The organism is Novosphingobium soli, assembly GCF_042432915.1.
Lineage (GTDB): Bacteria > Pseudomonadota > Alphaproteobacteria > Sphingomonadales > Sphingomonadaceae > Novosphingobium > Novosphingobium soli.
Window position 1 is genome coordinate 152,607 of the sequence record NZ_JBHLWK010000010.1, and the last position, 23,614, is coordinate 176,220.

17 protein-coding genes are annotated in these 23,614 nt (G+C 70.7%); 9 read left to right on the forward strand and 8 right to left on the reverse strand.

Translation table 11 applies throughout. The features are described from left to right. Positions 1-20 precede the first annotated feature (20 nt). The 4 genes from xdhB (at position 21) to ACFFJC_RS07240 (ending at position 5,911) form a co-directional block, all read left to right on the forward strand. Positions 21-2,333 (forward strand): xanthine dehydrogenase molybdopterin binding subunit, encoded by a 2,313-nt coding sequence (xdhB, locus tag ACFFJC_RS07225; protein ID WP_379486823.1) that lies wholly within the window; start codon positions 21-23, stop codon positions 2,331-2,333. Continuing rightward, positions 2,330-3,253, forward strand: a complete 924-nt coding sequence (gene xdhC, locus ACFFJC_RS07230) for a xanthine dehydrogenase accessory protein XdhC (RefSeq protein ID WP_379486824.1) — start codon at positions 2,330-2,332, stop codon at positions 3,251-3,253. Before xdhB ends, xdhC begins: the two co-directional genes overlap by 4 nt. A gap of 106 nt (positions 3,254-3,359) precedes the next feature. Further along, complete coding sequence (gene guaD / locus ACFFJC_RS07235) at positions 3,360-4,646, forward strand: guanine deaminase (protein ID WP_379486825.1); 1,287 nt, start codon at positions 3,360-3,362, stop codon at positions 4,644-4,646. Positions 4,647-4,900: 254 nt separating this feature from the next. Continuing rightward, the gene (locus ACFFJC_RS07240; protein ID WP_379486826.1) at positions 4,901-5,911 is read left to right on the forward strand and encodes an adenosine deaminase; all 1,011 of its coding nucleotides are present in this window, start codon (positions 4,901-4,903) and stop codon (positions 5,909-5,911) included. A gap of 463 nt (positions 5,912-6,374) precedes the next feature. Here the strand turns inward: ACFFJC_RS07240 and ACFFJC_RS07245 are convergent, their stop codons facing one another. The 3 genes from ACFFJC_RS07245 to ACFFJC_RS07255 are packed head-to-tail and all read right to left on the reverse strand — an operon-like array spanning position 6,375 to position 8,494. Next, a complete protein-coding gene (locus ACFFJC_RS07245) occupies positions 6,375-6,953 on the reverse strand; it encodes an LOG family protein (RefSeq protein WP_379486827.1) in 579 nt (192 codons plus the stop codon). Beyond that, positions 6,953-7,486, reverse strand: a complete 534-nt coding sequence (locus ACFFJC_RS07250; RefSeq protein ID WP_379486828.1) for a phosphoribosyltransferase — start codon at positions 7,484-7,486, stop codon at positions 6,953-6,955. Before ACFFJC_RS07250 ends, ACFFJC_RS07245 begins: the two co-directional genes overlap by 1 nt. A 42-nt stretch (positions 7,487-7,528) precedes the next feature. Then, on the reverse strand, positions 7,529-8,494 hold the full coding sequence (locus ACFFJC_RS07255; protein WP_379486829.1) for a LysR family transcriptional regulator: 966 nt from the start codon (positions 8,492-8,494) through the stop codon (positions 7,529-7,531). Positions 8,495-8,746: 252 nt separating this feature from the next. Here ACFFJC_RS07255 and ACFFJC_RS07260 point away from each other — a divergent pair, with 252 nt between their 5' ends. The 5 genes from ACFFJC_RS07260 (at position 8,747) to ACFFJC_RS07280 (ending at position 16,929) form a co-directional block, all read left to right on the forward strand. After that, a complete protein-coding gene (locus tag ACFFJC_RS07260) occupies positions 8,747-10,330 on the forward strand; it encodes an adenosine deaminase family protein (RefSeq protein WP_379486830.1) in 1,584 nt (527 codons plus the stop codon). A gap of 141 nt (positions 10,331-10,471) precedes the next feature. Continuing rightward, positions 10,472-12,928 carry a TonB-dependent siderophore receptor gene (locus ACFFJC_RS07265; protein ID WP_379486831.1) on the forward strand — a complete coding sequence of 819 codons (2,457 nt, stop codon included), beginning with the start codon at positions 10,472-10,474 and terminating at the stop codon, positions 12,926-12,928. 63 nt (positions 12,929-12,991) lie between these two features. Beyond that, positions 12,992-14,119, forward strand: a complete 1,128-nt coding sequence (locus ACFFJC_RS07270; RefSeq protein WP_379486832.1) for a purine nucleoside permease — start codon at positions 12,992-12,994, stop codon at positions 14,117-14,119. 34 nt (positions 14,120-14,153) lie between these two features. After that, positions 14,154-15,518 (forward strand): 8-oxoguanine deaminase, encoded by a 1,365-nt coding sequence (locus tag ACFFJC_RS07275; protein WP_379486833.1) that lies wholly within the window; start codon positions 14,154-14,156, stop codon positions 15,516-15,518. 13 nt (positions 15,519-15,531) lie between these two features. Then, positions 15,532-16,929, forward strand: a complete 1,398-nt coding sequence (locus tag ACFFJC_RS07280) for a uracil-xanthine permease family protein (protein WP_379486834.1) — start codon at positions 15,532-15,534, stop codon at positions 16,927-16,929. Positions 16,930-16,941: 12 nt separating this feature from the next. On the opposite strand, the gene ACFFJC_RS07285 is transcribed toward ACFFJC_RS07280, so the two are convergent. From ACFFJC_RS07285 to ACFFJC_RS07305, 5 genes are read right to left on the reverse strand one after another with little or no spacing between them, the layout of a single operon-like run. Next, positions 16,942-17,619 carry a cytochrome b/b6 domain-containing protein gene (locus ACFFJC_RS07285; protein WP_379486835.1) on the reverse strand — a complete coding sequence of 226 codons (678 nt, stop codon included), beginning with the start codon at positions 17,617-17,619 and terminating at the stop codon, positions 16,942-16,944. Position 17,620: 1 nt separating this feature from the next. Further along, a complete protein-coding gene (locus ACFFJC_RS07290; RefSeq protein ID WP_379486836.1) occupies positions 17,621-18,109 on the reverse strand; it encodes a c-type cytochrome in 489 nt (162 codons plus the stop codon). A 30-nt stretch (positions 18,110-18,139) separates the two neighbouring features. After that, positions 18,140-19,501 (reverse strand): ankyrin repeat domain-containing protein, encoded by a 1,362-nt coding sequence (locus ACFFJC_RS07295; RefSeq protein ID WP_379486837.1) that lies wholly within the window; start codon positions 19,499-19,501, stop codon positions 18,140-18,142. Next, complete coding sequence (locus ACFFJC_RS07300) at positions 19,494-20,831, reverse strand: DUF1552 domain-containing protein (RefSeq protein WP_379486838.1); 1,338 nt, start codon at positions 20,829-20,831, stop codon at positions 19,494-19,496. The genes ACFFJC_RS07295 and ACFFJC_RS07300 overlap by 8 nt, the downstream gene beginning before the upstream one ends. Further along, a complete protein-coding gene (locus tag ACFFJC_RS07305) occupies positions 20,828-23,431 on the reverse strand; it encodes a DUF1592 domain-containing protein (RefSeq protein ID WP_379486839.1) in 2,604 nt (867 codons plus the stop codon). Before ACFFJC_RS07305 ends, ACFFJC_RS07300 begins: the two co-directional genes overlap by 4 nt. Between the last annotated feature and the right edge of the window lie 183 nt (positions 23,432-23,614).

Below are 23,614 nucleotides of genomic sequence, written 5' to 3' on the forward strand. Positions count from 1 at the left end.
ACATCCCCGGACCGCCTGCCATGGCTGAGCGCGACCCCGCCTGGAAGGTGCTGCCCAAGCCCTCGCACCCGCACGACAGCGCGCGCCTGCACGTCAGCGGAGAGGCGCGCTATGCGGACGACGTCGGCGAGCCGGCGGACATGCTTCACCTTGCCTTCGGCCAGTCCACCGAGGCGCGCGCGCGCATCATGGCCATGGACCTCGGCGACGTGCGTGCGGCGCCCGGCGTGGTCGCGGTGTTCACCGCCGCCGACATCCCCGGCGCCAACGACGTCAGCCCGGTCGCCGGCGACGACCGGCTGCTGGCCGACGGCGAAGTCCTGTGCCACGGGCAGGCGCTGTTCCTGGTCGCCGCCACCAGCCAGCGCGCCGCCCGCGCTGCCGCCCGGCTCGGCAAGGTCGCGTACGCGCCGCTGCCCGCCGCCATCACCATCGCCGAGGCGCGGGCGGCCGATGCGCACATTGAGCCGGTGCAGCGCATGGCTCGCGGCGATGCGACGGCCGCATTGGAGACCGCGCCCCACCGCCTTGCGGGGCGCTTCGCGATGGGCGGGCAGGACCACTTCTACCTCGAAGGGCAAGTCGCCGTCGCCACCCCGGGCGAGGACGGCCAGATCCACGTGCTCAGCTCCACGCAGCATCCCAGCGAGGTGCAGCACCTCATCGCGCACATGTTGCACCTCTCCTCCGCCGACGTGACGCTGGAAGTACGGCGCATGGGTGGAGCATTCGGCGGCAAGGAGACGCAGGCCGCTCTCTTCGCCGCCGCCGCCGCGCTCGTCGCGCATCGCACCGGTCGCCCGGCCAAGTTCCGCTGCGACCGAGACGACGACATGGTCATGACCGGCAAGCGCCACGAGTTCGAGGTCGACTACGAGGTCGGCTTCGATGGCGAGGGCCGTCTGCTGGCGCTGTCGCTGCACCTCGCCTCGCGCTGCGGGGCCACGGTGGACCTCTCGCCCGCGATCAACGACCGGGCGATGTTCCATGCCGACAACTGCTACTACCTGCCCGACGTCGCCGTCATCTCCGAGCGGCTGAAGACCAACACCGTCTCGGCCACCGCCTTTCGCGGCTTCGGCGGACCGCAGGGCATGCTCGCGATCGAGCGGGTGATCGACGCGGTGGCCGCGCATCTCGGCCTCGACCCACTCGACGTGCGCGTGGCCAACCTCTACGGCCCGGGCCGCGAGACCACGCCCTACGAGATGGTGGTGGCCGACAACGTGGCCCCGCAGATCGTCGCCCGCCTGCGCGAGACCGCGCGCTACGACGAGCGCGCGCGCGCGGTGGCGGCGTTCAACGCCGCCAACCCGGTGCTCAAGAAGGGCATCGCGCTCACGCCCGTGAAGTTCGGGATCAGCTTCACCACCACCCACCTGAATCAGGCCGGCGCGCTGGTCCACCTCTATGCCGATGGCTCGATCCAGGTGAACCACGGCGGCACCGAGATGGGGCAGGGCCTCTACGTCAAGGTGGCGCAGGTGGTGGCCGACGTGTTCGCCGTGCCGCTGGAGACGGTGCGCATCACCGCCACGCGCACCGACAAGGTGCCCAACACCTCGGCCACGGCGGCCAGCTCGGGCGCCGACCTCAACGGCATGGCCGCCTACAACGCCGCCACCGCCATCCGCGAGCGGCTGACCGCTTTCCTCGCGCGCACCTACGGCGTGGCGGAGGGCGCGGTCCACTTCACCCCGGGCGGCGTGCTGGTCGGCGGCGAGACGCTGACCTTCGGGCAGGTCGCGCGCAAGGCCCACATCGGCCGCATCTCGCTCTCCGCCACCGGCTACTACGCCACGCCGGGGATCGAATACGACCGCTCGGTCTTCAAGGGGCGGCCGTTCTACTACTTCGCCTACGGCGCGGCGGTGAGCGAAGTGGTGATCGACACCCTGACTGGCGAGCACCGGGTGCTGGCGGTCGACATCCTCCACGACGTCGGCCGCTCGCTGAACCCGGTGATCGACGTGGGCCAGATCGAGGGAGGCTTCCTGCAGGGGCAGGGCTGGCTGACCACCGAGGAGCTGGTTTATGACGAAAGGGGGCGCCTGCTGACCCACAGCCCGGCGACCTACAAGATCCCCACCGCCTCCGACCGGGCGAAGCACTTCACCGTCACCTTGTGGGACGGCGAGAACGCGGAGCCCACGATCAACCGCTCCAAGGCCGTGGGCGAACCGCCGTTCATGCTGGCGATCTCGGTGTTTTCCGCATTGAACCGCGCCGTGGCCGCCACCGCGCCCGACCGCCGCGCGATCCCTCCGCTCGACGCGCCCGCCACGCCCGAGCGCATCCTCAGCGCCATCGCAGGCCACCGGGGCGGCGCATGAGCCAGTGGATCGGCTGGCTGCGGCGGCTCGACCGGGACGTGCCGACCGCGATGGTCTCGGTGCTGGCGAGCGAGGGCTCTGCCCCGCGCGGCGCGGGCACTCGGATGCTGGTAACGGCGCAGGGGCAGGAAGGCACCATCGGCGGCGGCCAGCTCGAATATCGCGCGCTCGAGCAGGCGCGCGCCCTGCTGGACCACGCGCCGGGCGCGTGGCGGGTGCAGGACTATCCGCTCGGCCCGCTGCTGGGCCAGTGCTGCGGCGGCCGGGTGCGCCTGCTGGTCGAGCGCCTAGACCCCGGGGCGCTCGACTGGCTGCACGATGCCGAACCCGGCCGCATGCTGGCGACCACCTTCGCCGAGGCCGGGCCGCATCGGGCCGTGTTCGAGCGCGAGACCGCCACTCGCCAGTCCGCGCGCGGCGACCGGCCGGAGGCGGGCACCCGCATCGTCGAGCCGGTGGGCGAGCGGCCGCGGCCGGTCTATCTCTTCGGCGCCGGCCACGTGGGGCAGGCGATCGCGCGGCACATGACCGGGCTGCCGCTCCAGCTCGCCTGGTTCGACACCCGCCCCGAGCAAGGGCACATCGACGGCGTGACCGTGATGGCCGAGGAGGAGATCGCCCATTGCGTCGCGGAAGCGCCGGCGGATGCGGCGATCGTGATCCTCACGCACGACCACCCGCTCGACTACCACCTCGCGCTCGCCGCCCTCGGTCGCGCCGAGCCGGCGGCGTTCGTCGGGCTGATCGGCTCGTCCACCAAGATCGCGCGGTTCCGCTCGCGCCTCGCGGCCGACGGGATCGGGCCCGACGCGCTGGCGCGGCTCACCGCCCCCATCGGCATGCCCGGGGTGCGCGGCAAGGAGCCCGACGTCATCGCCATCTCCGTCTGCGCGCAGCTGCTGGGGCTCCGCGGCCAGTGACTGCCCGGACCAAATGCCGCCCCGGCCCCGGGCCGGAGACCGTGCGGAGCCGCGTGGAGCGGCACGCGACGGTGCCTCCGCCCGGTTCCCGCGCCGGAGAGGCGCCATGATCCGGGCCTATCGCGGGGAACTCCTGTCCGTCGCCCACGACCCGCGCGACGCGGGACGCGAAGCGGTGCGCCACGAGCCCGACGGCCTGCTGGTGGTCGAGGACGGCGTGGTCCTCGACCGTGGCCCCTATGCCGCGCTCGCCGCGCGCTATCCCGAGCCCGAAGTGCTTCCCGGCCTCGTCGTCCCGGGCTTCGTCGACGCCCACGTCCACTATCCCCAGACCGACCGCATCGCCTCCCACGGCGAGCAGCTGCTCGACTGGCTCGACAAGCACATCTTCCCCGCCGAGAAGGCCTTCGCGGACAAGGCCCATGCCGAGGAAGTCGCGGCCTTCTTCTGCGACGAGCTGCTGCGCAACGGCACCACCAGCGCGCTGGTCTACCCCACCGTCCACGAACAGTCGGTCGACGCGCTGTTCGAGGCGGCGCTGGCGCGACGCATGCGCGTGGTCTCGGGGAAGGTGCTGATGGATCTCGGGCCCGAGGGCCTGAACGACACCGTCGCCTCGGGCCGGGCCGGCAGCGAGGCGTTGATCCGGCGCTGGCAGGGGCGCGGGCGGCTCGGCTATGCGATCACGCCGCGCTTCGTGCTCGCCTCCAGCGACGCCCAGCTCGCCGACGCCGGAGCGCTGCTCGCCGCCCATCCCGAGGTGCTGATGCACACCCACCTGGCCGAGAACGTGCACGAGGTCGCCGCCGTCGCCGCACGCTTCCCCGACGCGGCGGACTACCTCGACGCCTACGACCGCTTCGGCCTGGTCACCCGGCGCGCGGTCTTCGCGCATGGCATCCACCTGACCGAACGCTCGTGCGCGCGGCTGCACGAAAGCGGGGCGGGTGTGGCGGTTTGCCCCTCGTCCAACCTGTTCCTCGGCTCGGGGCACTTCGACTTCGGCCAGGCCGACCGCCACGCGCTGCGGCTCGGCCTGGGCACCGACATCGGGGCGGGGACCTCGTTCTCGCTGTTGCGCACAGCGGGGCTGGCCTACCAGGCGGCGCTGGCGCGCGAGGACCGGCTCGACCCCTTCCGCGCGCTGTACCTTGCCACCGCGGGCAGCGCCGCGCTGCTCCACATCGCCGACCGGGTGGGCGCGTTGGAACCCGGGCAGGAGGCGGACTTCGTGGTGCTGGACAGCGCTGCCACCCCGCTCCTGGCCCGGCGCACCGCCGGCGCCGACCTCGCCACCCGCCTCTTCGCGCTCCAGATCCTCGGCGACGAGCGCGCTATCGCGCGCACTTACGTGATGGGCGAATGCGCCTGGAGAGCCCCGAGACCCGAGTGAGAGATGCTCAGGCGCTGCGAAGCCGGCTGGGAGCTGGGGTTGGGGAGGATGGCTCGGAGAGATGACTGCTCGCCTGCCCCAGCCCGCTCATGCTGAGCTTGTCGAAGCATGGAAGCCTCGCGCCTGGCCGCCGGGCCTTCCGCAAGCCCAGGCTGAGCGGTGGGGGAAGGTGCGGGGCGGCGTCGGCCGTCGGCGATGCCGGACACCCCCACCAAATCTGTCCACGCCCCCGGGCGATGTGCCATAAGGATCCGATGACCGACCTCGCCACCTTCATCGCCGGCCTGCCCAAGGCCGAACTCCACCTGCACATCGAGGGCAGCCTCGAGCCCGAGCTGATGTTCGCGCTGGCGCAGCGCAACCGCGTGGCGATCCCCTATGGCTCGGTGGAGGACGTGCGGGCGGCCTACGCCTTCTCCAACCTCCAGGATTTCCTCGACATCTACTACGCGGGCGCGGAGGTGCTGCGCACGCGGGCGGATTTCCACGATCTCGCCATCGCCTACTTCCGGCGCGCGGCGGCGGACGGAGTGGTGCATGCCGAGATCATGTTCGACCCCCAGACGCACACCGATCGCGGCATCCCCTTCGCGGAGGTGATCGAGGGCCTGCTCTCGGCGATGCGCGTGGCCGAGGCGGAGCTGGGTGTCACCTCCAGCCTGATCCTCTCGTTCCTGCGGCACCTGTCGGAGGAGGCCGCCTTCGCCACGCTGGAGGCGGCCGGGCCCTGGCTGGACCGCATCGCCGCGGTGGGCCTCGACAGTTCGGAAGTCGGCCACCCGCCGGAGAAGTTCGCGCGCGTCTTCGCCGCCGCGCGCGCGCGGGGCCTGCGGATCACCGCCCACGCGGGCGAGGAAGGCCCGCCCGAATACGTCCACCAGGCGCTCGACCTGCTCGGGGTGGAGCGCATCGACCACGGCAACCGCGCGCTCGAGGACCCGGCGCTGGTCGCGCGGCTGGCGGCAGAGGGGATGACGCTGACCGTCTGCCCGCTGTCCAACCTCAAGCTCTGCGTGGTCGGAGACCTCGCCGACCACCCGCTCGATGGCATGCTGGCGCTGGGGCTGAAGGCGACGGTGAACTCGGACGATCCGGCCTATTTCGGGGGCTACATCGCCGCCAACTACCGCGCGGTGGCTGAGGCACGCGGGCTCTCGCGCGCGGACCTCGTCACGCTGGCGCGCAACAGCTTTACCGGCTCGTTCCTTCCGCCCGAAGCGATCGCGCGGCATGTTGAGCGGCTGGAAGCCTACGCGCAGCCTTGACATGTAGAACCATTTAGGTTATAAGCGCCGCCATCCGCAGGCCTGAGGTACAAGGGCGGGCGGTGTTTCGGGTCGGCGTCGCGGGCCGGGTACGGCGTACAAGTCGTGATCACGCCGCAGCGTCCGACCGGAGCGGTTCATCGGGCAGGGCGGCTTGCGGCCCTCCCCACCCCAGGTTTCCCGCAACCGTCGTCCCTTCTTCGCAAGGTCGGCCGCGGGAGGCCGGATACGGCGCCAGTTTGCGAGCCCGCACCGCCGATCCGAACCGCTTCGACCAGGGCCGAGCCGGGCTGCGCCGACTGCTACCCGGCCGTTCGCACGAGACGGTCTCCCCCCGTGCCCCTGCACGGGCGCCCCGACGCCGGCCCGATGTCATTCTTCGGCTGCGTTGCCTTCCTTCGGCGTAATCCCGCGCTCGCCAGCGGGCGCTTTCGCTTGCGTGCTGCGCGCGGCCCCCTCGCGCTCAGACGTCCCGCGCGCCCAGCCAGTGCTCGTTCTCGGGCGGGACGAAGTTGGCGATGCGCTCGATCATCGTCTCGGGGTCCTTCTCGACGATCAGCATGGCGCGGTGGCGGGGCTGGAGGAAGCCTTCGTCGACCACGTTGTCGATGAACTGGCGCAGGCCCGAGTAGAACCCGCCGACGTCGAGCAGGCCGACTGGCTTGTTGTGGTAGCCCAGCTGCGACCAGCACCAGGCCTCGAACATCTCCTCGAACGTGCCGATGCCGCCGGGCAGGGTGACGAAGCCGTCCGCCAGGTTGGCCATCATCGCCTTGCGCTCGTGCATCGTCTGGACGACGTGGAGCTCGCTGATGCCCTGGTGGTCGTGCTCGCGCGCGCGCAGCGCCTCGGGGATGACGCCGATGACCTCGCCGCCCGCGGCGCAGACCGCGTCGGCGATCACGCCCATCAGCCCCACGGTGCCGCCGCCGTAGACGAGGCCGATGCCGCGCTGCGCTAGCAGCGTGCCGAACTGGTCGGCGGCTTCGCGGTAGAGGGGATTGGTGCCGGCGGACGAACCGAGATAGACGCAGATGCGCATCAGGACAGCCGCTCCGGAACCGAGCGCGCTTCCTCGACAATGGCATCCTTGGTGCCGACCGCTTCCCAGGGGAACACGAACCAGCGCTTGTCCTGGTCGCGGTCGATCTCGTCCACCCACAGCTCGGCCGTGGCGCGCGAGCGGACGTTGTTGATGAGCACCGCGAAGCGCAGGTTGTCGGCCTTGCAGCCACCGTCGACGAGGAGCTGGCGGATATAGGCGATGGTGCCGCCGCTGTCGTTGATGTCGTCCACGAACAGCAGCCGCTTGCCCGCCGCGCTCATCCCGGCGACCTTGCCGAGCAGCTCGTCGGCGAAGCCCGGGACCTTGGAGGAATGGTCGATCGAGAGCATCGGCAGCGCGAGCTGGTGCGAGATGTACACCGCCGGCACCAGGCCGCCGCGGCCGACGCCGATGATGAACTCGGGCTGCCAGTCGCTCTCCCGGATCTTGCGCGAGAGCACGCGGACCTTGGCGAGGAAGTCCTCGTAGTATTCGAGGTAGTGCAGTTCGGGCTCGGCGTTCTGGCTCATGCGGCGCGAATCCTGTTCCGGCGATGTGGGAAAGCGGCGCCGTTATAGCGCATCGTCGCCAAGTTCAATCGCCTCGGCATCCGGCGCGGGCGGCATGGCGTCGGCATAGCTGAGCTGGGCAAAGCCGTTCTCGATCTCGGCTAGCACGATCCCGGCGGCGTAGGATGGGGTGCGCGCGGTGTTGGTGCACAGCGCCAGCGTCATCGGCCGCAGCAGCGCATCGGAGATGCGCGTGAAGCGCAGCTTGCCCGCGCGCACCTCGGCGATCGCGTCGAGCGAGGTGAGGATGCCGATGCCCACGCCTTCCTCGACCAGCGAGGTGATCATCTGGATGTTGTCCGAGGAGGCCTTGCGGTCCAGCTCCATCCCCGTCGCGCCTTCCAGCACGGCGATCTGCTGGCTCACCGCCAGCGGCTCGCGCGGGAGGATCAGCGGCGAGCCGATGCAGGCGGAGAAGCGCGCCTCGCGCTTGTCCCCCAGCGGGTGTCCGGCCGGCGTGATGAAGCCCAGCACCACCTCGACGAAGGCGCGCACGGTGAGGTCGCGGTAGGTCTGCGGCTCGAACAGGATGCCGAAATCCACCTCGCCGCTGGTCACGGCCTTGCGCACCTCGTCGTTTCCCAGCACCTTCACCCCCACGGTGATGCCGGGATAGCGCTCCTGGATGGCGCGGATCGCGGCGGGGATGTGGCCCTTGGCGAGGGCGTCGATCACCGCCATGTCGACATGCCCGCGCTTGAGTCCGCGCAAGTCCTCGATCTGGGCGCGGATGTCCTGCATGTTCTTCTGCCAGCGGCTGCCGGCGGCCATCATGATCTCGCCCGCGGCGGTGAGCCGCAGGCCCGTCGGCAGGCGCTCGAACAGCGGGGTGCCGATGTCCGCCTCGACGTTGAGGATCTGGCGCGCGATGGCCGAGGCCGAGACGTTGAGCTCGTCCGCGGCCTTGCGGATCGACCCGTGCCGGCCGACCGCCATGAAGTATCGCAGGAAACGGGAGAATGCGGGCATGAGGAAAGTTCCGGACCTGCTCTAATTTCTGCAACGCCGCGTGGGATTCATTGCGTTTGCTTGCGCCAAGTCAAGTGCCTTACCACCCGCAGAGTACCGGAAGGTGCGATCCCCTGCGGTCCTTTGTTCGACTCTCTTCGGAGAATCGATCGCCCGCGGGAGCCGCACGTTCGGACGGGGGCGCTACTGAGACGGTCATCCACCAGGCCGGGCCGCGGGGCGCCCCCGATAGGGGGTTTTCGGAAAGCTGGCATGACGGCGATGGGATCTGGCCGCCCGCTGGGGGCACTGGGACGCGCGCTGGCGCTGGCCGGCGCGGCCGCGCTGCTGTCTGCGGCCGGAGCCTCGCCGGCGCGGGCGGACGCGGCCGGAGAGGCCGCGGCCTCCGCGATGCTCGACGATGTGGCGGGCCATGAAGCCCGGCTGCGCGTGTTCCTCCAGGCGATGCCCAAGGGCGGGGACCTGCACAACCACCTCGGCGGGTCGGTCTATGCCGAGGACTTCCTCGAGGCCGCCGCCGCGCAGGGCCTGTGCGCCGACGCGGAGATCGGCCGCATCGTCCCGCCGCCGTGCCCGCGCGAGCGCGAGGTGGCGGTCATGGCGGTGGAGGATCCCTTCGCCTATGCCCGCCTGGTCGATGCCATCTCCACCCGCGGGTTCCAGAAGGGCATCGGCCCGGCGCTGGTCTCGGGGCACAGCCAGTTCTTCTCCAGCTTCGCCAAGTTCGGCCCCGCCTACCGCGGCGAGGAGGCGCGCTGGCTGGCCGAGGCCTATGCCAGCGCCGGACGCAACAACCTCGTCTACCTGGAGCTGATGTACAATCCCGGCGGGCTGGCGCGCACCATGGCGGCCGGCCCTGCGGAGGCGATCGACGCCGCCGGACTGGCCGCCTCCTACGCGCGGGAGATCGCCGCGGTGACCCCGCTGCTGGACGAGACCATGGCCGAGGTCACCCGTCTCGACGCCGAGGCTCGCAAGCGCCTGCGCTGCGGCACCGCGGCCGCCGACCCCGGCTGCGGCGTCACGGTGCGCTACCTCTACTCGGCGATGCGCGGGATGGCCCCGGCGCTAGCCTGGCGCTCGATGATCGCGGGTTTCGCGCTCGCCCATCGCGACCCGCGCTTCGTCGGGGTCAACATCGTCATGCCCGAGGACGATCCGGTCGCCCTGCGCGACTACGACCTGCACATGGCGATGTTCCGCTTCCTCGAGGCGAAGTACCCCGAGGTGAAGGTGACGATGCACGCCGGCGAGCTGGCGCTCGGCCTGGTCCCGCCGCGGGCGCTGGAGGATCACATCGCCAAGGCCGTGGCCTCCGGTGCGCGGCGCATCGGCCACGGCGTCGACATCGCCTACGAGACCGCCGCGCCCGAGACGCTGGCCCGCATGGCCCGCGAGGGCATCGGCGTGGAGATCAACCTCACCAGCAACGCGGTGATCCTCGGCGTGGAGGGCGGTACGCATCCCATCCAGCTCTACCGGGCGATGGGCGTGCCGGTCATGCTTTCCACCGACGACGAGGGCGTGCTGCGCTCCGACATGACCAACGAGCATGTCCGCGCCGTCATGCAGCAGGGGCTGCGCTACCCCGACCTCAAGCAGATGGCGCGCGACAGCCTGGAATATGCCTTCGCGCCGGGTCCCAGCCTGTGGCGCGACCGCGGCATGACCGCCTTCGTGCCGGCCTGCGCCGCCGGGCTCGCCAGCGCCGCGTGCCGGGCGTTCCTGGCGGGCAGCGAGAAGGCCGCCGTGCAGGCGCGGCTGGAGATCAACTTCGACCGGTTCGAGCGTTCGCTCGACCGCTTCAGGGGCGTTCAGGGCGCGAAGGGGACATAGCTTCCAGGCCGGTGCGGATGCTGCCGTCGATGCAACGGGGCACTGCAGCCAGACTCAAGGTGGATGTGGGGAGGAGGGACGAGAACAACCACAAGGCGGGGCGCGTACGTGCCTGCTTCCGCCGGATTCAGGGGGCATGACATGAAGACTGAGATGAGGTTCGACACCCGCCGCACGCTTCGCCGCTCGGCGATGGCCACCGCGGGCGCGCTGCTGTGCTGCACGGCGCTGACGACGCCGGCGCTGGCCCAGACCGCCGACGAGGCGGGGGAGGAGGACGGCCGCGAGATCGTCGTCACCGGCTCGCTGGGCGCGCTGCCGATCGAGGGCGTGGGCACCGTGTTCGGCTTCGACAAGACGGTGACCGAGACGCCGCGCTCGGTCTCGACGGTCAGCTCGGAGCAGATGGAGCGCTTCGGCATCACCGACATCTACGACCTCGTCGCGCAGTCGCCCGGCACCTTCACCAACTCCTTTTTCGGGGTCGGCGGTGCGCTGGACATCCGCGGCACTCCGGGCGAGATCTACTTCCGCGGGGTGCGCCGCCTCGACAACCCCGGCAACTACCCAACCCCGATCGCGGCGGCCGAGCGGATCGACATCGTGCGCGGCCCCGCCTCGCCGATCTACGGCCCGTCGAAGACCGGCGGCTACATGAACTTCGTTCCCAAGTCGGCGCGCGTGCAGGGCGGCTCCTACATGGCGAGCCCCGAAGGCAAGATCAGCTTCACCGGCGGCAGCTGGGAGAAGGCGGACATCGCCGCCGAAGTGCGCGGTCCGGGCAGCCTGGGCGCGCAGGAGTTCGGCTACAGCCTCTACGCCGAGGTCGAGAACTCGGGCAGCTACTACGACAACATGTCGACCAAGCAGACCATCCTGCAGGCCGCACTCGACACCGACCTGACGCCGAACCTGCGTCTTGAGTTCGGTGGCATGTACCACAACTACAAGGGCCAGCAGAACGGCGGCTGGAACCGCCTGACCCAGGACCTGGTGGACAACGGCACCTACATCACCGGCGCCGCGCAGTCGCTCGATTTCGACGGCGACGGGCAGATGTCGGTGGAGGAGATCAACCAGGCGATCCCCGGCGGCCTGTCGGTCTTCGGCACCTTCGGATGCGGCGGCTTCAGCACGGGGCCGACCGGCTTCACCGACGCCTGCTTCACCTCGGCCTATCCCGAGCTCGCGCTCACGAACGTCGGCACGGCCAAGCTGAGCCGCAGGAAGACCCTGACCGGCAAGGACGACCGCCTCGACAACAAGGCGACCACGCTCTACGCCGACCTGATCTGGACCGGTCCCGGAGACATCGAGATCAAGAACCAGATGTTCTACGACAGCTACGAGAACATCAACGAGAACAGCTACGGCTTCTCGCAATTCCACGATTCCTACGTCTTCGAGGACAAGATCGTCCTCTCGAAGACCTTCGAGACCGACGCCGGCAAGTTCGCGTTCCAGCTCTCGCCCTCGATCCGCTACACGCACTTCCGGCATGCCGAGGACTTCAACTACGAGTACTTCCACCGCGTCGACCTGACGGTGGGCTACACCCCGGCCAGCAACCGCCTGCTGTCCACCGAATGCGACTGCAACTTCGACACCTACGTCAAGGGCCACTACACCGACCTGGCCTTTGCGGGGCTGGTCGACCTCGACTTCAAGTTCGGCCTCGATGTGACGCTGGGCGCGCGCTACGATCGCATCAAGGGCGTTTCCAACTTCCAGGAATCGTTCATGGAGGCGCCCGACGCAATCTCCGGCGGGTCCGACACCGATGGCGCCTGGTCGTGGTCGGCCAGCGCCAACTACAAGCTGCCCTTCGGCCTGATCCCCTACGTCACCGCCGCCCGCCAGTCGGTGGTGATCGCCGGGCAGGGCGCCGAGATCGATCCGTTCAACCTGGATGGCGGAACCTGGATCACTGCCTCCAAGCTCTACGAGGCCGGCCTCAAGGGCAGCTGGCTGGACGACCGGCTCTACGCGGCGGTCTCGGTCTACAAGCAGAAGCGCACCGACTACAGCTCGCAGTCGATGACCGTGAACCAGGCGGTCGAGACCAAGGGGCTGGAGGCCGAGTTCCGCTGGGCGGTGGACGACCACCTGCTGCTCACCGGCGGCTACACCCGCACCAAGGTCTGGAACCTGACGGCGCTGGAAGCGGGCGAGACCTTCAGCTTCTTCGGCATCGAGGATCTCGTCAACGTCGCCAACCCGGCGCTGTACCTGGGCGGCCAGCCGATCGGCAACATTCCGATCCTCACCAAGGGCGACGCGCGCCGCGCCGGCATCCCCACCAACCTCTACTCGCTGACGGCGACATATGCCTTCGACAACGGGCTAGCCCTGGCCGGCAGCATGGTGGCGGTGGACTCGGTCTACTCCGGCGTGTCGCAGGCGGTGAAGCTGCCCGCCTATACCAAGTTCGACGTCTCCGCTTCCTACGAGACCGGGCCCTGGGTGTTCCGCGCTGTGGTCAAGAACCTGACCGACAAGAAGTACTTCCGCGCGAACTTCACCGAGCTGTTCGGCTCCACCATCGTGCTTCCGGAGCTGCCGCGCAGCTTCCAGGGCACCGTCTCGTACAAGTTCTGAGTTCGCCGAGGGGGAGCGCCGGCGCGTCCGGCGCTCCTTTCGCGGCCCGTTGAAAGGATTCCCATGCGCATTCCGTCGCTCGCCACCCTCGTCGCGGGCGCCATGCTGTCCCTGGCGGCACCGGTCCCGGCGACACCGGCCCTGGCCGCCGATCCGGCGCCCGCCCCGACACCGGCCGCCCTGGTCTGCGCCCCCGGCGCGCCTTGCGCCCAACCGCTGCCGGTGCGGGTGGTGGTCGTCTCGCTGTTCGAGATCGGCAAGGACGAGGGTGACGTCGCGGGCGAGTTCCAGCTGTGGAAGGCGCGCCGTGGCCTGACGCAGCGCATTCCTTTCCCGCAGTCGTTCCACGACCTCTACTACAATCCCGAGACGCAAGTGCTGGGCATGGTCACCGGCATCGGCACCGCACGCTCCACCGCCGCCACCATGGCGCTCGGCCTGGATCCGCGCTTCGACCTGTCGCAGGCTTACTGGCTGGTCGCCGGGATCGCCGGTATCGACCCCGAGGATGCCACCATCGGTTCGGTCGCCTGGGCGCGCTACGTCGTCGACGGCGACCTCTCGCACGAGATCGACGCGCGCGAGATCCCGGCCGACTGGAAGACCGGCTACTTTCCGCGGGGCACCCAGGGCCCGAACGACACCCGGACCCCACTTGATCCCGCCGGCGGGGAGGTGTTCGCGGTGAACCCCGCGCTCGAGCGGTGGGCCTACGACCTCACCAAGGGCATCGCGCTGCCCGACAGCCCCGCCATCGTCGCCGAGCGCGCGAAGTTCACCGGGTATCCGCGCGCGCAGGAGCCGCCCGTCGTGCTCGAAGGCGACACCCTGTCGGCCATGACCTTCTGGCACGGCGAGAAGCTGACCGGCTGGGCCAACGACTGGGTCCGCCGCTGGAGCGGCGGCAAGGGCGAGTTCGTGACCTCCGCGATGGAGGACACCGGCGTGATGCAGGCGATGACCTACCTCGACCGGATCGGCCGCGCCGACCGCGACCGCGTGCTGGTGCTGCGCGCCGGCTCCAACTTCACGATGCCCCCGCCGGGTGTGGACGCCGCCACCTACCTGCTGCGCGAGAACGAGGGCTACGCCGGGCTCGAGGCGGCGGTGGAGAACCTCTACACAGTGGGCTCGAAGGTGGTCGACGCGCTGCTGGGCGATTGGAACCGCTACAAGGACGCGACGCCCTGATGCGGGGCGCCGGGTCCTGCCTGCCAGCGAAGCGGTGCCTGCGGTGAAGCTGCTCCACCACGCCGACGTCCTGGCCTGCATCGACGACGCGGGCACCGAGATCGCGGACGGTGCCGTGGCGTGGCGCGACGGCGTGATCGTCGCGGTCGGCAGTTCCGCGCAACTCGCCCCCTTGGCGCAGGAGGCGGACGAGGTCATCGACGCCCGCGGCTGCGTCGTCACCCCCGGCCTCGTCAACACCCACCACCACCTCTACCAGAGCCTGACCCGCGCGGTGCCCGGCGCGATCGACGCCTCGCTGTTCGGCTGGCTCAAGCGGCTCTATCCGATCTGGGCGCGCTACACGCCGGAGGACGTCTTCGCGGCGACGCAGCTCGGGCTTGCCGAACTGGCGTTGTCGGGCTGCACGACGACCTCCGACCACCACTACCTGTTCCCGGCCGGGGTCACGCTCGACGACTCCATCCATGCCGCGCGCGAGGTCGGCCTCCGCTTCCATGCCACCCGCGGCGCGATGAGCGTGGGCGAGAGCCAGGGCGGCCTCCCGCCGGACTCGGTGGTGGAGGACGAGGCCGCCATTCTTGCGGACACCATCCGCGTCATCGACCGTTTCCACGACGCCGCCGAGGGCGCGATGCTGCGCGTGGCGGTGGCGCCCTGCTCGCCGTTCTCGGTCAGCACCGACCTGATGCGCGAATCGGCGCTGCTGGCGCGCGACAAGGGCGTGATGATGCACACCCACCTGGCCGAGGACGCCGACGACGTTGCCTTCTCGCTCGAACGCTTCGGCTGCCGGCCGGGCGAATACGCCGAGCAGCTGGGCTGGGTCGGCCCCGACGTGTGGCATGCCCACTGCGTCCAGCTCGACGCGGCCGAGATCGCGCTGTTCGCCCGGACCGGGACCGGCCTCGCGCATTGCCCCTGCTCGAACTGCCGGCTCGGCTCGGGCATCGCGCCGCTTCGCGCCATGCTCGACGCGAAGGTGCCGGTCGGCCTGGGCGTGGACGGCTCGGCGTCCAACGATTCGGGTCACCTCCTCGCCGAGGCGCGGCAGGCGATGCTGCTGCAGCGCGTGGTCCACGGCGCCGACCGCTTCGACCCGCGCACGGCGCTCCGCCTCGCCACGCGGGGCGGTGCGCAAGTGCTCGGCCGCCCTGACGTGGGCGCGCTGGAGCCGGGCAAGCGCGCCGACATCGCCGTCTGGAACGTGGCGGACGTCCCCTCCAGCGGCGCCTGGGACAAGGTCGCCGGTCTCGTGCTCAGCCCGCCCCGGCAGGCGCGCGACGTCTTCGTCGAGGGCCGCGCGGTCGTGCGCGGGGGCGAACTCGTCCAGGTCCGGCGGGACGCGGTGCTGCGCGCCGCCGACCGCTCGCTCGCCCGCCTCATGACTTTCGCCTGACAGGAACCCTGCGATGACTGCCCTGACCGCCTCGCCTACCGACTCCCCACCGCTCCCGGCCGCGCAGGCGCTCGACGCGGCGGCCCGGGCGGGCGATCCCGACTGGTTCCCCGGCCTGGCGGTGGCGGTGCCGCTGGGCATCCAGCACGTCCTCGCCATGTTCGTGAGCAACATGACCCCGGCGATCATCGTCGCGGGGGCGGGCGGCTTCGGGTTCGGTTCGGCCGATCCGTCGCAGCTGATCTACATGATCCAGATGGCGATGCTCTTCGCCGGCGTGGCCACGCTGCTGCAGACCATCGGCATCGGGCCCGTGGGCGCGCGGCTGCCGCTCGTGCAGGGGACCAGCTTCGCCTACATCCCGATCATGATCCCCATCGTCGCCGGGCGCGGGGTGGAGGGCATGGCGGCGCTGACCACGGCGGCGCTGTGTGGAGGGCTGCTCCATGCCGTCCTCAGCGTGTTCGTGGGCCGGATCCGCTTCGCGCTGCCGCCGCTCATCACCGGGCTGGTGGTGCTGATGATCGGACTGTCGCTGATGCGCATCGGCATCCAGTACGCGGCGGGCGGGGTTCCCGCGGTGGGGACCCCCGCCTTCGGCGCCTGGCAGTCGTGGCTGCTGGCCGGGGTGGTGGTGGTGGTGACGCTGGGCCTCAACTTCTTCGGGCGCGGGATCTGGTCCACCGCCGCCGTCCTGATCGGCCTTCTCGCCGGCTACGCGGCCGCGCTGGCGATGGGGCGGATCGACTTCTCGCCCGTCGCCTCGGCCGGGCTGGTGATGCTGCCGACCCCCTTTCCCTTCGGCTTCGCGATCTCGGCCTCCGCCATCCTCGGGTTCTGCCTGACCGGCTTCGTCTCCTCGATCGAGACGATCGGCGACGTCGACGCGATCTGCGAGGGCAATGCCGGCCGGCCGGCCAGCGACAAGGAGCTGCAGGGCGCGGTCGCGGCGGACGGCGTCGGCACCGCGCTGGCGGCGGTGTTCGGGGCCATGCCCAACACCACCTTCAGCCAGAACGTCGGCCTGATCGCCATCACCGGGGTGATGAGCCGGCACGTGGTGACGGTGGGCGCGCTGGTCCTGATCGCCTGCGGACTGCTGCCCAAGGTGGGGGCGGTGATCACCACCATTCCCATCGAGGTGCTGGGCGGCGGCGTCATCGTCATGTTCGGCATGGTCGCCTCCGCCGCCACCTCGATGCTGGCGGGCGTGGACTGGACGCAGCGCAACATGCTGATCTTCGGCGTCTCGCTGTCGCTGGCCCTGGGGCTCCAGCTGGAGCCGACGGCGCTCCAGCACGTGCCGGAGACCGCACGGGTGCTGCTGGGCTCGGGCGTGATGCCGGCGGCGGTCTGCGCCGTGCTGCTCAACCTGCTGGTGCCGGGAGGGACCGCCCGGCGACGCGCGTGAGCGCGGCGGGCGTCAGAACATGAAGCCCCTGGCAACCGCCCAGGCCACGGCCACGGCGATCGCGACGCCGACCAGCGCCCGCAGCGGGGACCAGCGCAGGTCCGCGGTGGTCTCGCCCTCCTCGGCGATGCGGCGGCCGGTGAGCATCGGGCGCACCAGGTTCTGCCGCTTCCACACGAGGTAGAACAGCACCGCCAGCACGTGCAGCGCGGTGAGGGCGAGGATGACGTTGAACACCGCCTCGTGCAGGTCGGCCGCGGCCTCGCTCTGCTCGAACGAGACGTAGGTGGCCAGCGGGCCGGACTCGATCCCGTCGACGTCGCTCGCGAACAGCCCCGCGCCCACCATCAGCCCAATGGCCGCGAGCATGGCGACGACGCTCCACCCGCCGAGGGGATTGTGCCCGTCGGCGACATGGCCCTTGCGGCTGCCGAGCTCGCGCACATAGGCGATCACCGCGCCCGGGCCGCGCACGAAGCTGGCGAAGCGCGCCGTGCGGGGGCCGGCGAAGCCCCAGAACACGCGGAACACCAAGAGTGCGAGGATGGCGTAGCCGGAGAGGCGATGCCGCTCCATGTCGTGCTGCTCGCCGCTCCACCACGAGAATGCGATGAGGCCGACCAGCAGCCAGTGGAACAGGCGGATGGTCGGGTCCCAGATGCGGGCGGTGGGGCGGGCGGGCGCGCGCATGTCAGGTGTCGGCGCGGAACTGCTTGTGGCACGAGGCGCAGGCGCCGCCGACGGCCTTGAACTGCGCGGTCACGGCATCGAGATTGCCGCTGTTGGCGGCCGCGACCATCTTGTCGGCCTGCGCGATGAAGCCCTTCATCTGGCCGTCGAAGGCGGCCCGGTTGGACCACACGGCCGGGAGCGCGTCGGTCTTCACCCCCGCGGAGGCGCCGCTGCCGTTGGGGAACAGGCCGGCCTGCGCGCGCCCGGTGGCGGCCAGCGTCTTGGCGGCGGCGACGGCCTGCGGCTTGGAGATGGCACCGCTGGAGATCTGGTCCTTGAGGACCTTCATCGCGCCGCCCATCTTCTTGAAGTTGGCCTGGCGCGTGGCGATCGCGCTGGCGGCGGGGGAGGCGGCGACGGCGATGGTGCCGCTGCCCGCCAGGGCGACGGCGACGAGCGCTGCGGACATGCCGAGCGCGGCCAGGGAAATCGTCTTCGGATGAGTCATGGTTCGCGGATCCCGTTCGTTGTTCTGGAATCAAGGACGCGCACTGGCTAGCACGGGCGCGCCTTTTTGACCAAAGACTTGGTCGTAGGCGGCTTTCACTGTGGCCAGCCCGCCCTCGGCAAGCTGCGCCGGCGTCGTCCCTCTCGCGTTGGCGAGATTGGGGCGCGCGCCGTGCGCGGCCAGGATGCGCAGCATCTGCGGCAGTTGTGGGTGCATGCCCCCGCCGACCACCAGGTGCAGCGGCGTCGTACCCTTGGCGTCGGCCACGTTCGCGTCCGGGGCCAGCGCGAGCGCCGCCTCCAGCGCGGCGGCGCTCTGTCCCGCAGCGGCGGCGAGGACCACGTTGACGCCGTTCTCGGCCACGAAGGCGGGGTTCGCGCCGCCGGCGACGAGGCGCTTCATCACCGCCACTTGGCCCTGGCGCGCCGCCACCAGCAGGGGCGGCGTTGGGGGCACCGGCGGCGGCGGCATGCCGAAGTTCGCCTCGGTCACCCAGGCGATGCGGGACGGACCGGTGAGCCCGTTGGGATCCGCGCCCTTCGCCAGCAGCAGCGCCACCAGCGGCTCGTCCCCGCCCGCGGCCGCGGCGTGGAGCAGCTGCTCGCCGTTGCGGTCGCGTTGGATGAGGTCGACGCCGCCGCGCTCAACCAGCATCTGCGCGGCGCGCCAGTTCTTCTGGTACATCGCGAGTTGGGCGGCGCTGGTGTTCTCGGGGCCGCGGTGCGCAGCATCGGCGCCGGCGTCGAGCAGGACGCGCACCGTCTCGGCCGATCCGCTGGCGATGGCGAAGAACAGTGGCGTGAAGCCGGCGCGGGTGACGCGGTTGGGCCGGGCTGCGGCCCGAAGCAGCAGGCTCACCGCCTCGGCGTTCCCGGCGCAGGCGGCCCACATCAGTGGCGTTTGCCCGCGCGCGTCCACGGCATCGGCCCGCGCCCCTTTCGCGAGCAATCGCGCGACCGATCCTGTCGGCGCGTAGCGCGCGCAGACCGCGAGCGGCGTGACGCCATCGGGGCCGGTCTTGCGCACGTCGGCGCGCGCATCGACAAGCTGGTCGACGATGGCTGCGCCGCCCCGTTCGCAGGCGAGGGCCAGCGGCGTGAGGCCCTGTGCATCGACGCTGTTCGGCTTCGCCCCGTGCGCGAGCAGAAGTGCGACCATCTCCGGCTCCTGCGTCTCCACGGCATGGGCGAGCGGGCTCTCCGCATAGGCCAGCGGTTCGTTCGGATCGGAGCCTGCGGCCAGAGCCGCCCTGGCCTGCGCCACGTCGCTGGCAGCGATGGCCTGCGCCAGGTCCCCGGTCCGGGCACAAGCGGGCGCCACCGCAGCGAGGAGGGGCAGCGCGGCCAGGAGGCTCCCGAGACGTCGTCGGCCGCGAAAGGCGGCGCTAGGCATCGGTCAGCTCCCGCAGCGGCCCGGTGCTGTCGCCGAAGCTTTCGACCGGGACGTCCAGCGCCTGCAGGCCGGCGAGCATCAGGTTCGACATGCTCGTGCCTTTCTCCACGCGCACGTGGCGGCCGCCTTTCGCCAGCCCGCCTGCCACCACCACCGGCAGGTCCATGAAGTCGTGCTCGTTGGAATCCCCGAATGCGGAGCCGCGGATCACCAGCGTGCGGTCGAGCAGCGAGCCCTCGCCGTCGCGCGTCTCCTTCATCCGCTGGAGATAGTAGGCGAAGAACTCCATGTGGTAGCGGTTGATCCTGGCCAGCTGCGCCATCTTCTCCGGGTTGTTGCCGTGGTGGCTGAGCATGTGGTGCGAATCGGGTACGCCGATCTCGGGATAGGTGCGGTTCGACAGCTCGCGCCCGATCATGAAGGTGCCCACCCGGGTGATGTCGGCCTGCATGGCGAGGACCTGCAGGTCGATCATCAGCCTGGCGTGCTCGGCGAAGTCGGCGGGGATGCCGGCCGGCTGCGTGAGCTGCGCCGCCTGTGACGTCGCGGGCGAGGTGGCGCTGCGCTGGATGCGCTTCTCGATGGCACGCGTGGCATCCAGGTACTCGTCGAGCTTGCGGCGGTCTTCCATGCCGAGCTGGGCGGAAAGGCGCCGGGTGTCCTCGATGACGAAGTCGAGGATCGAGGACTGGCGGCGCAATTGTGCGAGACGGCCGGCCTCATCGGTGTCGCCGTCTCCGAACAGCCGCTCGAACACCGCGCGCGGATTGGCTTCGACCGGCAGCGGCACGGTGGGGGTGAGCCACGAGATGCCGTTGGTGTAGGCGCAGGAGTAATTAATGTCGCACGAGCCCAGGAGGCTCGCCTGGTCGATGCCCAGCTCCAGCGAGGAGAGCGGGGTGGCATCCCCCAGGTGCGCGGCGAAGACCTGGTCCATCGAGATGCCGGCCCGGATGTCCGGTCCTTCGGTCTGCTTCGCGTGCGCGCCCGTGAGGAATGCGGGGCAGGACCGCCCGTGCCCGGCAGGCCGATCCCCCATGGCGGCGGCCTGCGGATGGCCCAGGCCACTGATGACGGAGATGCTGTCCCGGTGCGGCGCGAGCGGCTCCAGCGTCGGCGGCAAGGCGAAGCCGGTGCCGGTCTCGACCGGCTGGAAGCCGGGCATCGTCATTCCGTTGGGCGAATAGAACACCTGCAGCCGCTTGGGGCGCGAGGCCAGGTCCGCGGCGTGCGAGGCCGGCATCATCGCCTCCAGGAACGGCAGCGCCATGGCGGCCCCGGCTCCGCGCAGCAGCGTGCGGCGGGAAAGGGCAGGGCGAAGGGTTCTCATCGGATCGGGCTCCGGTAGGATACCAGCGCGGTGCGCGCCGAGGGGGCTTCGACAGGCTTGGCCTGAGCGGACTTGAGGAGCGCATTTCCTTTCCGCTCGCCCCAAGCTTGCCCAAGGGCCGGGCCGACCCTGCCGAAGTCCCGCCGCGAAAAGGCCGCCTTGAAGCGCTCGGGGACCCGGCGCAGCGTGAAGCCGGGGCTCTTCACGATGCCGCGCACCACCGTGCGGATGCGGTACTGGTCCGCAGCCGCATCGGCGGCGATGGCGCGCACGGCCGGCATGTCGCTGGCGGTGAGGCCGCGCGCGAGGGCGTAGGTCATCAGCCGCTCGGTGAAGGCGCGGGTGAACTCGTCCTTGCGGTCCAAGAGGATGCGCTGGAGGCCGGAGATGCCTTCGAACCTGGCTCCGTCCGGCATCGTTGCCATGGCGTCGATCGGCTGGCCCGCGTCCACGGTGCGCCATGCACCCACCGCATCGAAGTTCTCGAGGCTGAAGCCCAGCGGGTCCATCTTCACGTGGCAGGCCGCACAGGTGGGATTGGCGCGGTGCAGTTCGAGCTGCTGGCGGGCGGTGAGCAGGCGGCCGTCATGCTCGGCCTTGAGCGCGGGAACGTCAGGCGGAGGGGGCGGGGGCGCGGCGGCGAGCATGTTGTCGAGGATCCACTTGCCGCGCTTCACCACGCTGGTGTGGTTGCCGTAGGAGGTGACCGTCAGCACGCTCGCCTGCCCCAGCAGCCCGCCGCGATGCCATTCCGGGCGCAGCGCCACCCTCCGGAACGCGGTGCCGGACACGCCGGGGATGCCGTAGTGCTCGGCCAGGCGCTGGTTGAGGAAGGTGTAGTCGGCCGCGATGAAGTCCAGAACCGGGCGGTCGGAGCGCAGCACCTGCTCGAAGAACATCTCGGTCTCGGTCGCCATGGCCTGGCGCAGCCGCGTGTCGAACCGGGGGAACACCTCGATGTCGGGACGCTGCTGGTCGAGGTTGCGCAGGTAGAGCCACTGGCCCGCGAAGTTGGTCGTCAGCGCCCTGGCCCGCGGGTCGGCGAGCATGCGCGCGATCTCGGCGTCGAGCACGTCCGGCTGGCGCAGGCGCCCCTGCTCGGCAAGCGCGAGAAGCCGTTCGTCGGGGATCGAGCTCCACAGGAACAGCGAGAGGCGGGTGGCGAGTTCGATGTCCGAGACGGCGTTGACGCTGCCCGGCATCGCACCCTCCGGATCGCGCTCCACCACGAACAGGAACTCGGGCGAGACGAGCACCGCCTCCAGTGCCGCCTCGATGCCGTGTTCGAAGTCGGATGCGTTCCTTTCGGTCGCGTAGATGCGCAAGAGCGGCGCGACGTCGAACGCGCCGACGGGGCGGCGCCAGGCCCGGCGGGCGAGCGCGGAGACGATGCGGGTGGCGCAGGCGGCTTCCTCGCTCGCCTTGCGGGGCCGGCACAGGAAGACGGCGCGTCGGCTCGGCGTGTCGGGCACGCCCCTGGCGTCGAACGGACCGGTGACGTCGACCTGGTGAATGTCGCGCGGGAAGTTACGCTGCGAATAGCGCTGGTGCATGCGGTAACTGGGTACGCTCAGCGTCCGCGCCAGCGTGCCGTCGACCCACACGTCGAGCGGCAGCATGACCGGCTTGTCGAGCGGCAGCGGCACCTTGTCGGTGTCGTTGCGGAGTACCTGCACCGCCTCCGCAGGCGCGAGGGTGCGCCGGAACGAGAGCGCGATCCGGTGCGAGCCCGCCCCCAGCGGCACGCGCAAGGCAACCTTGTCCTCGACCATACGGTCCGTCTCGTTGTTGCTGTTCGAGTTCAGCCATGCGGCGATCTCGTAAGTGCCGTCGTGCCGGGCGTAGTAGGTCTGGGCATAGCCCCCGCGCGAGGCGAGCGGCAGGTCGTCGCCCGCGCGCTCGTTCCAGGCGGGAACACCCGAGTTCATGACCGACCCGTCCTTGGGCACCTGCCAGGTGGTGACGATCTCGTGCCGGCTGGTGAGGCCGGTCGCAAGGCGGCCGACCTTGCCAGCAACCGCCACGTAGCGCTCCATCAGCGTGGGCGAGACGGACAGCACGTCGGCGATGTTGTCGAAGCCGAAGCCGGAATTGTCGGCCGGGAGCTCGCGGGCGAAGTCCACCTCCAGCGCCAGGAGGTCCCGCACCGCATTGGCGTATTCCACCCGGTTGAGGCGGCGGATCGTGGCGCGGCCCGGGTCCGGGCTGCCCGCGAGATAGCCCGCGCGCGATCGCTCCAGCCAGCCCACGAACGCCGTGCGCATGGCGGGGCTCGGCTGGTCCTTGCCATGCGGGGGCATCTCGCCCGCGGCGACCCGGCGCAGGATCTTCTCCCATTGCTCGGCATGGCGGCCGGTGCCCAGGTCGTCGGCCCTGAGGTCTTCCACCGACAGGTCGGCCACCCTGTCGATGTCGTTGTGGCACCGCGCGCAGTACTCGCCCAGCATCGGCTCGACGAAGGCGGCTTGCTGCGCTGGAGTCAGGGTCGTGGGCGAGGCCGGCGTGTCATCGTGCGCCGCGGCGTAGACGGTTGCCGCGGTGACCAGCGCACTCATGGCCAGCGCGGCCGTGCCGAAACTAGGTCGCCCGATAAGGCTCATCGCGATGTCCCGACCCCTTGGCCGGACCGCGTTGCCTTGCGCGTCCGGCGTGCCCCTGGCCCGCGCACGGCGGGTTCCTGTCGGGAGACCGGACTATCGGCCGGGTGTGTTGCCGTCCATTGCCATTAACCGGACGATGCGTTCGGGAAATTGGAGCGGGCGGCCGGTGCGCGCGCGCCCGCT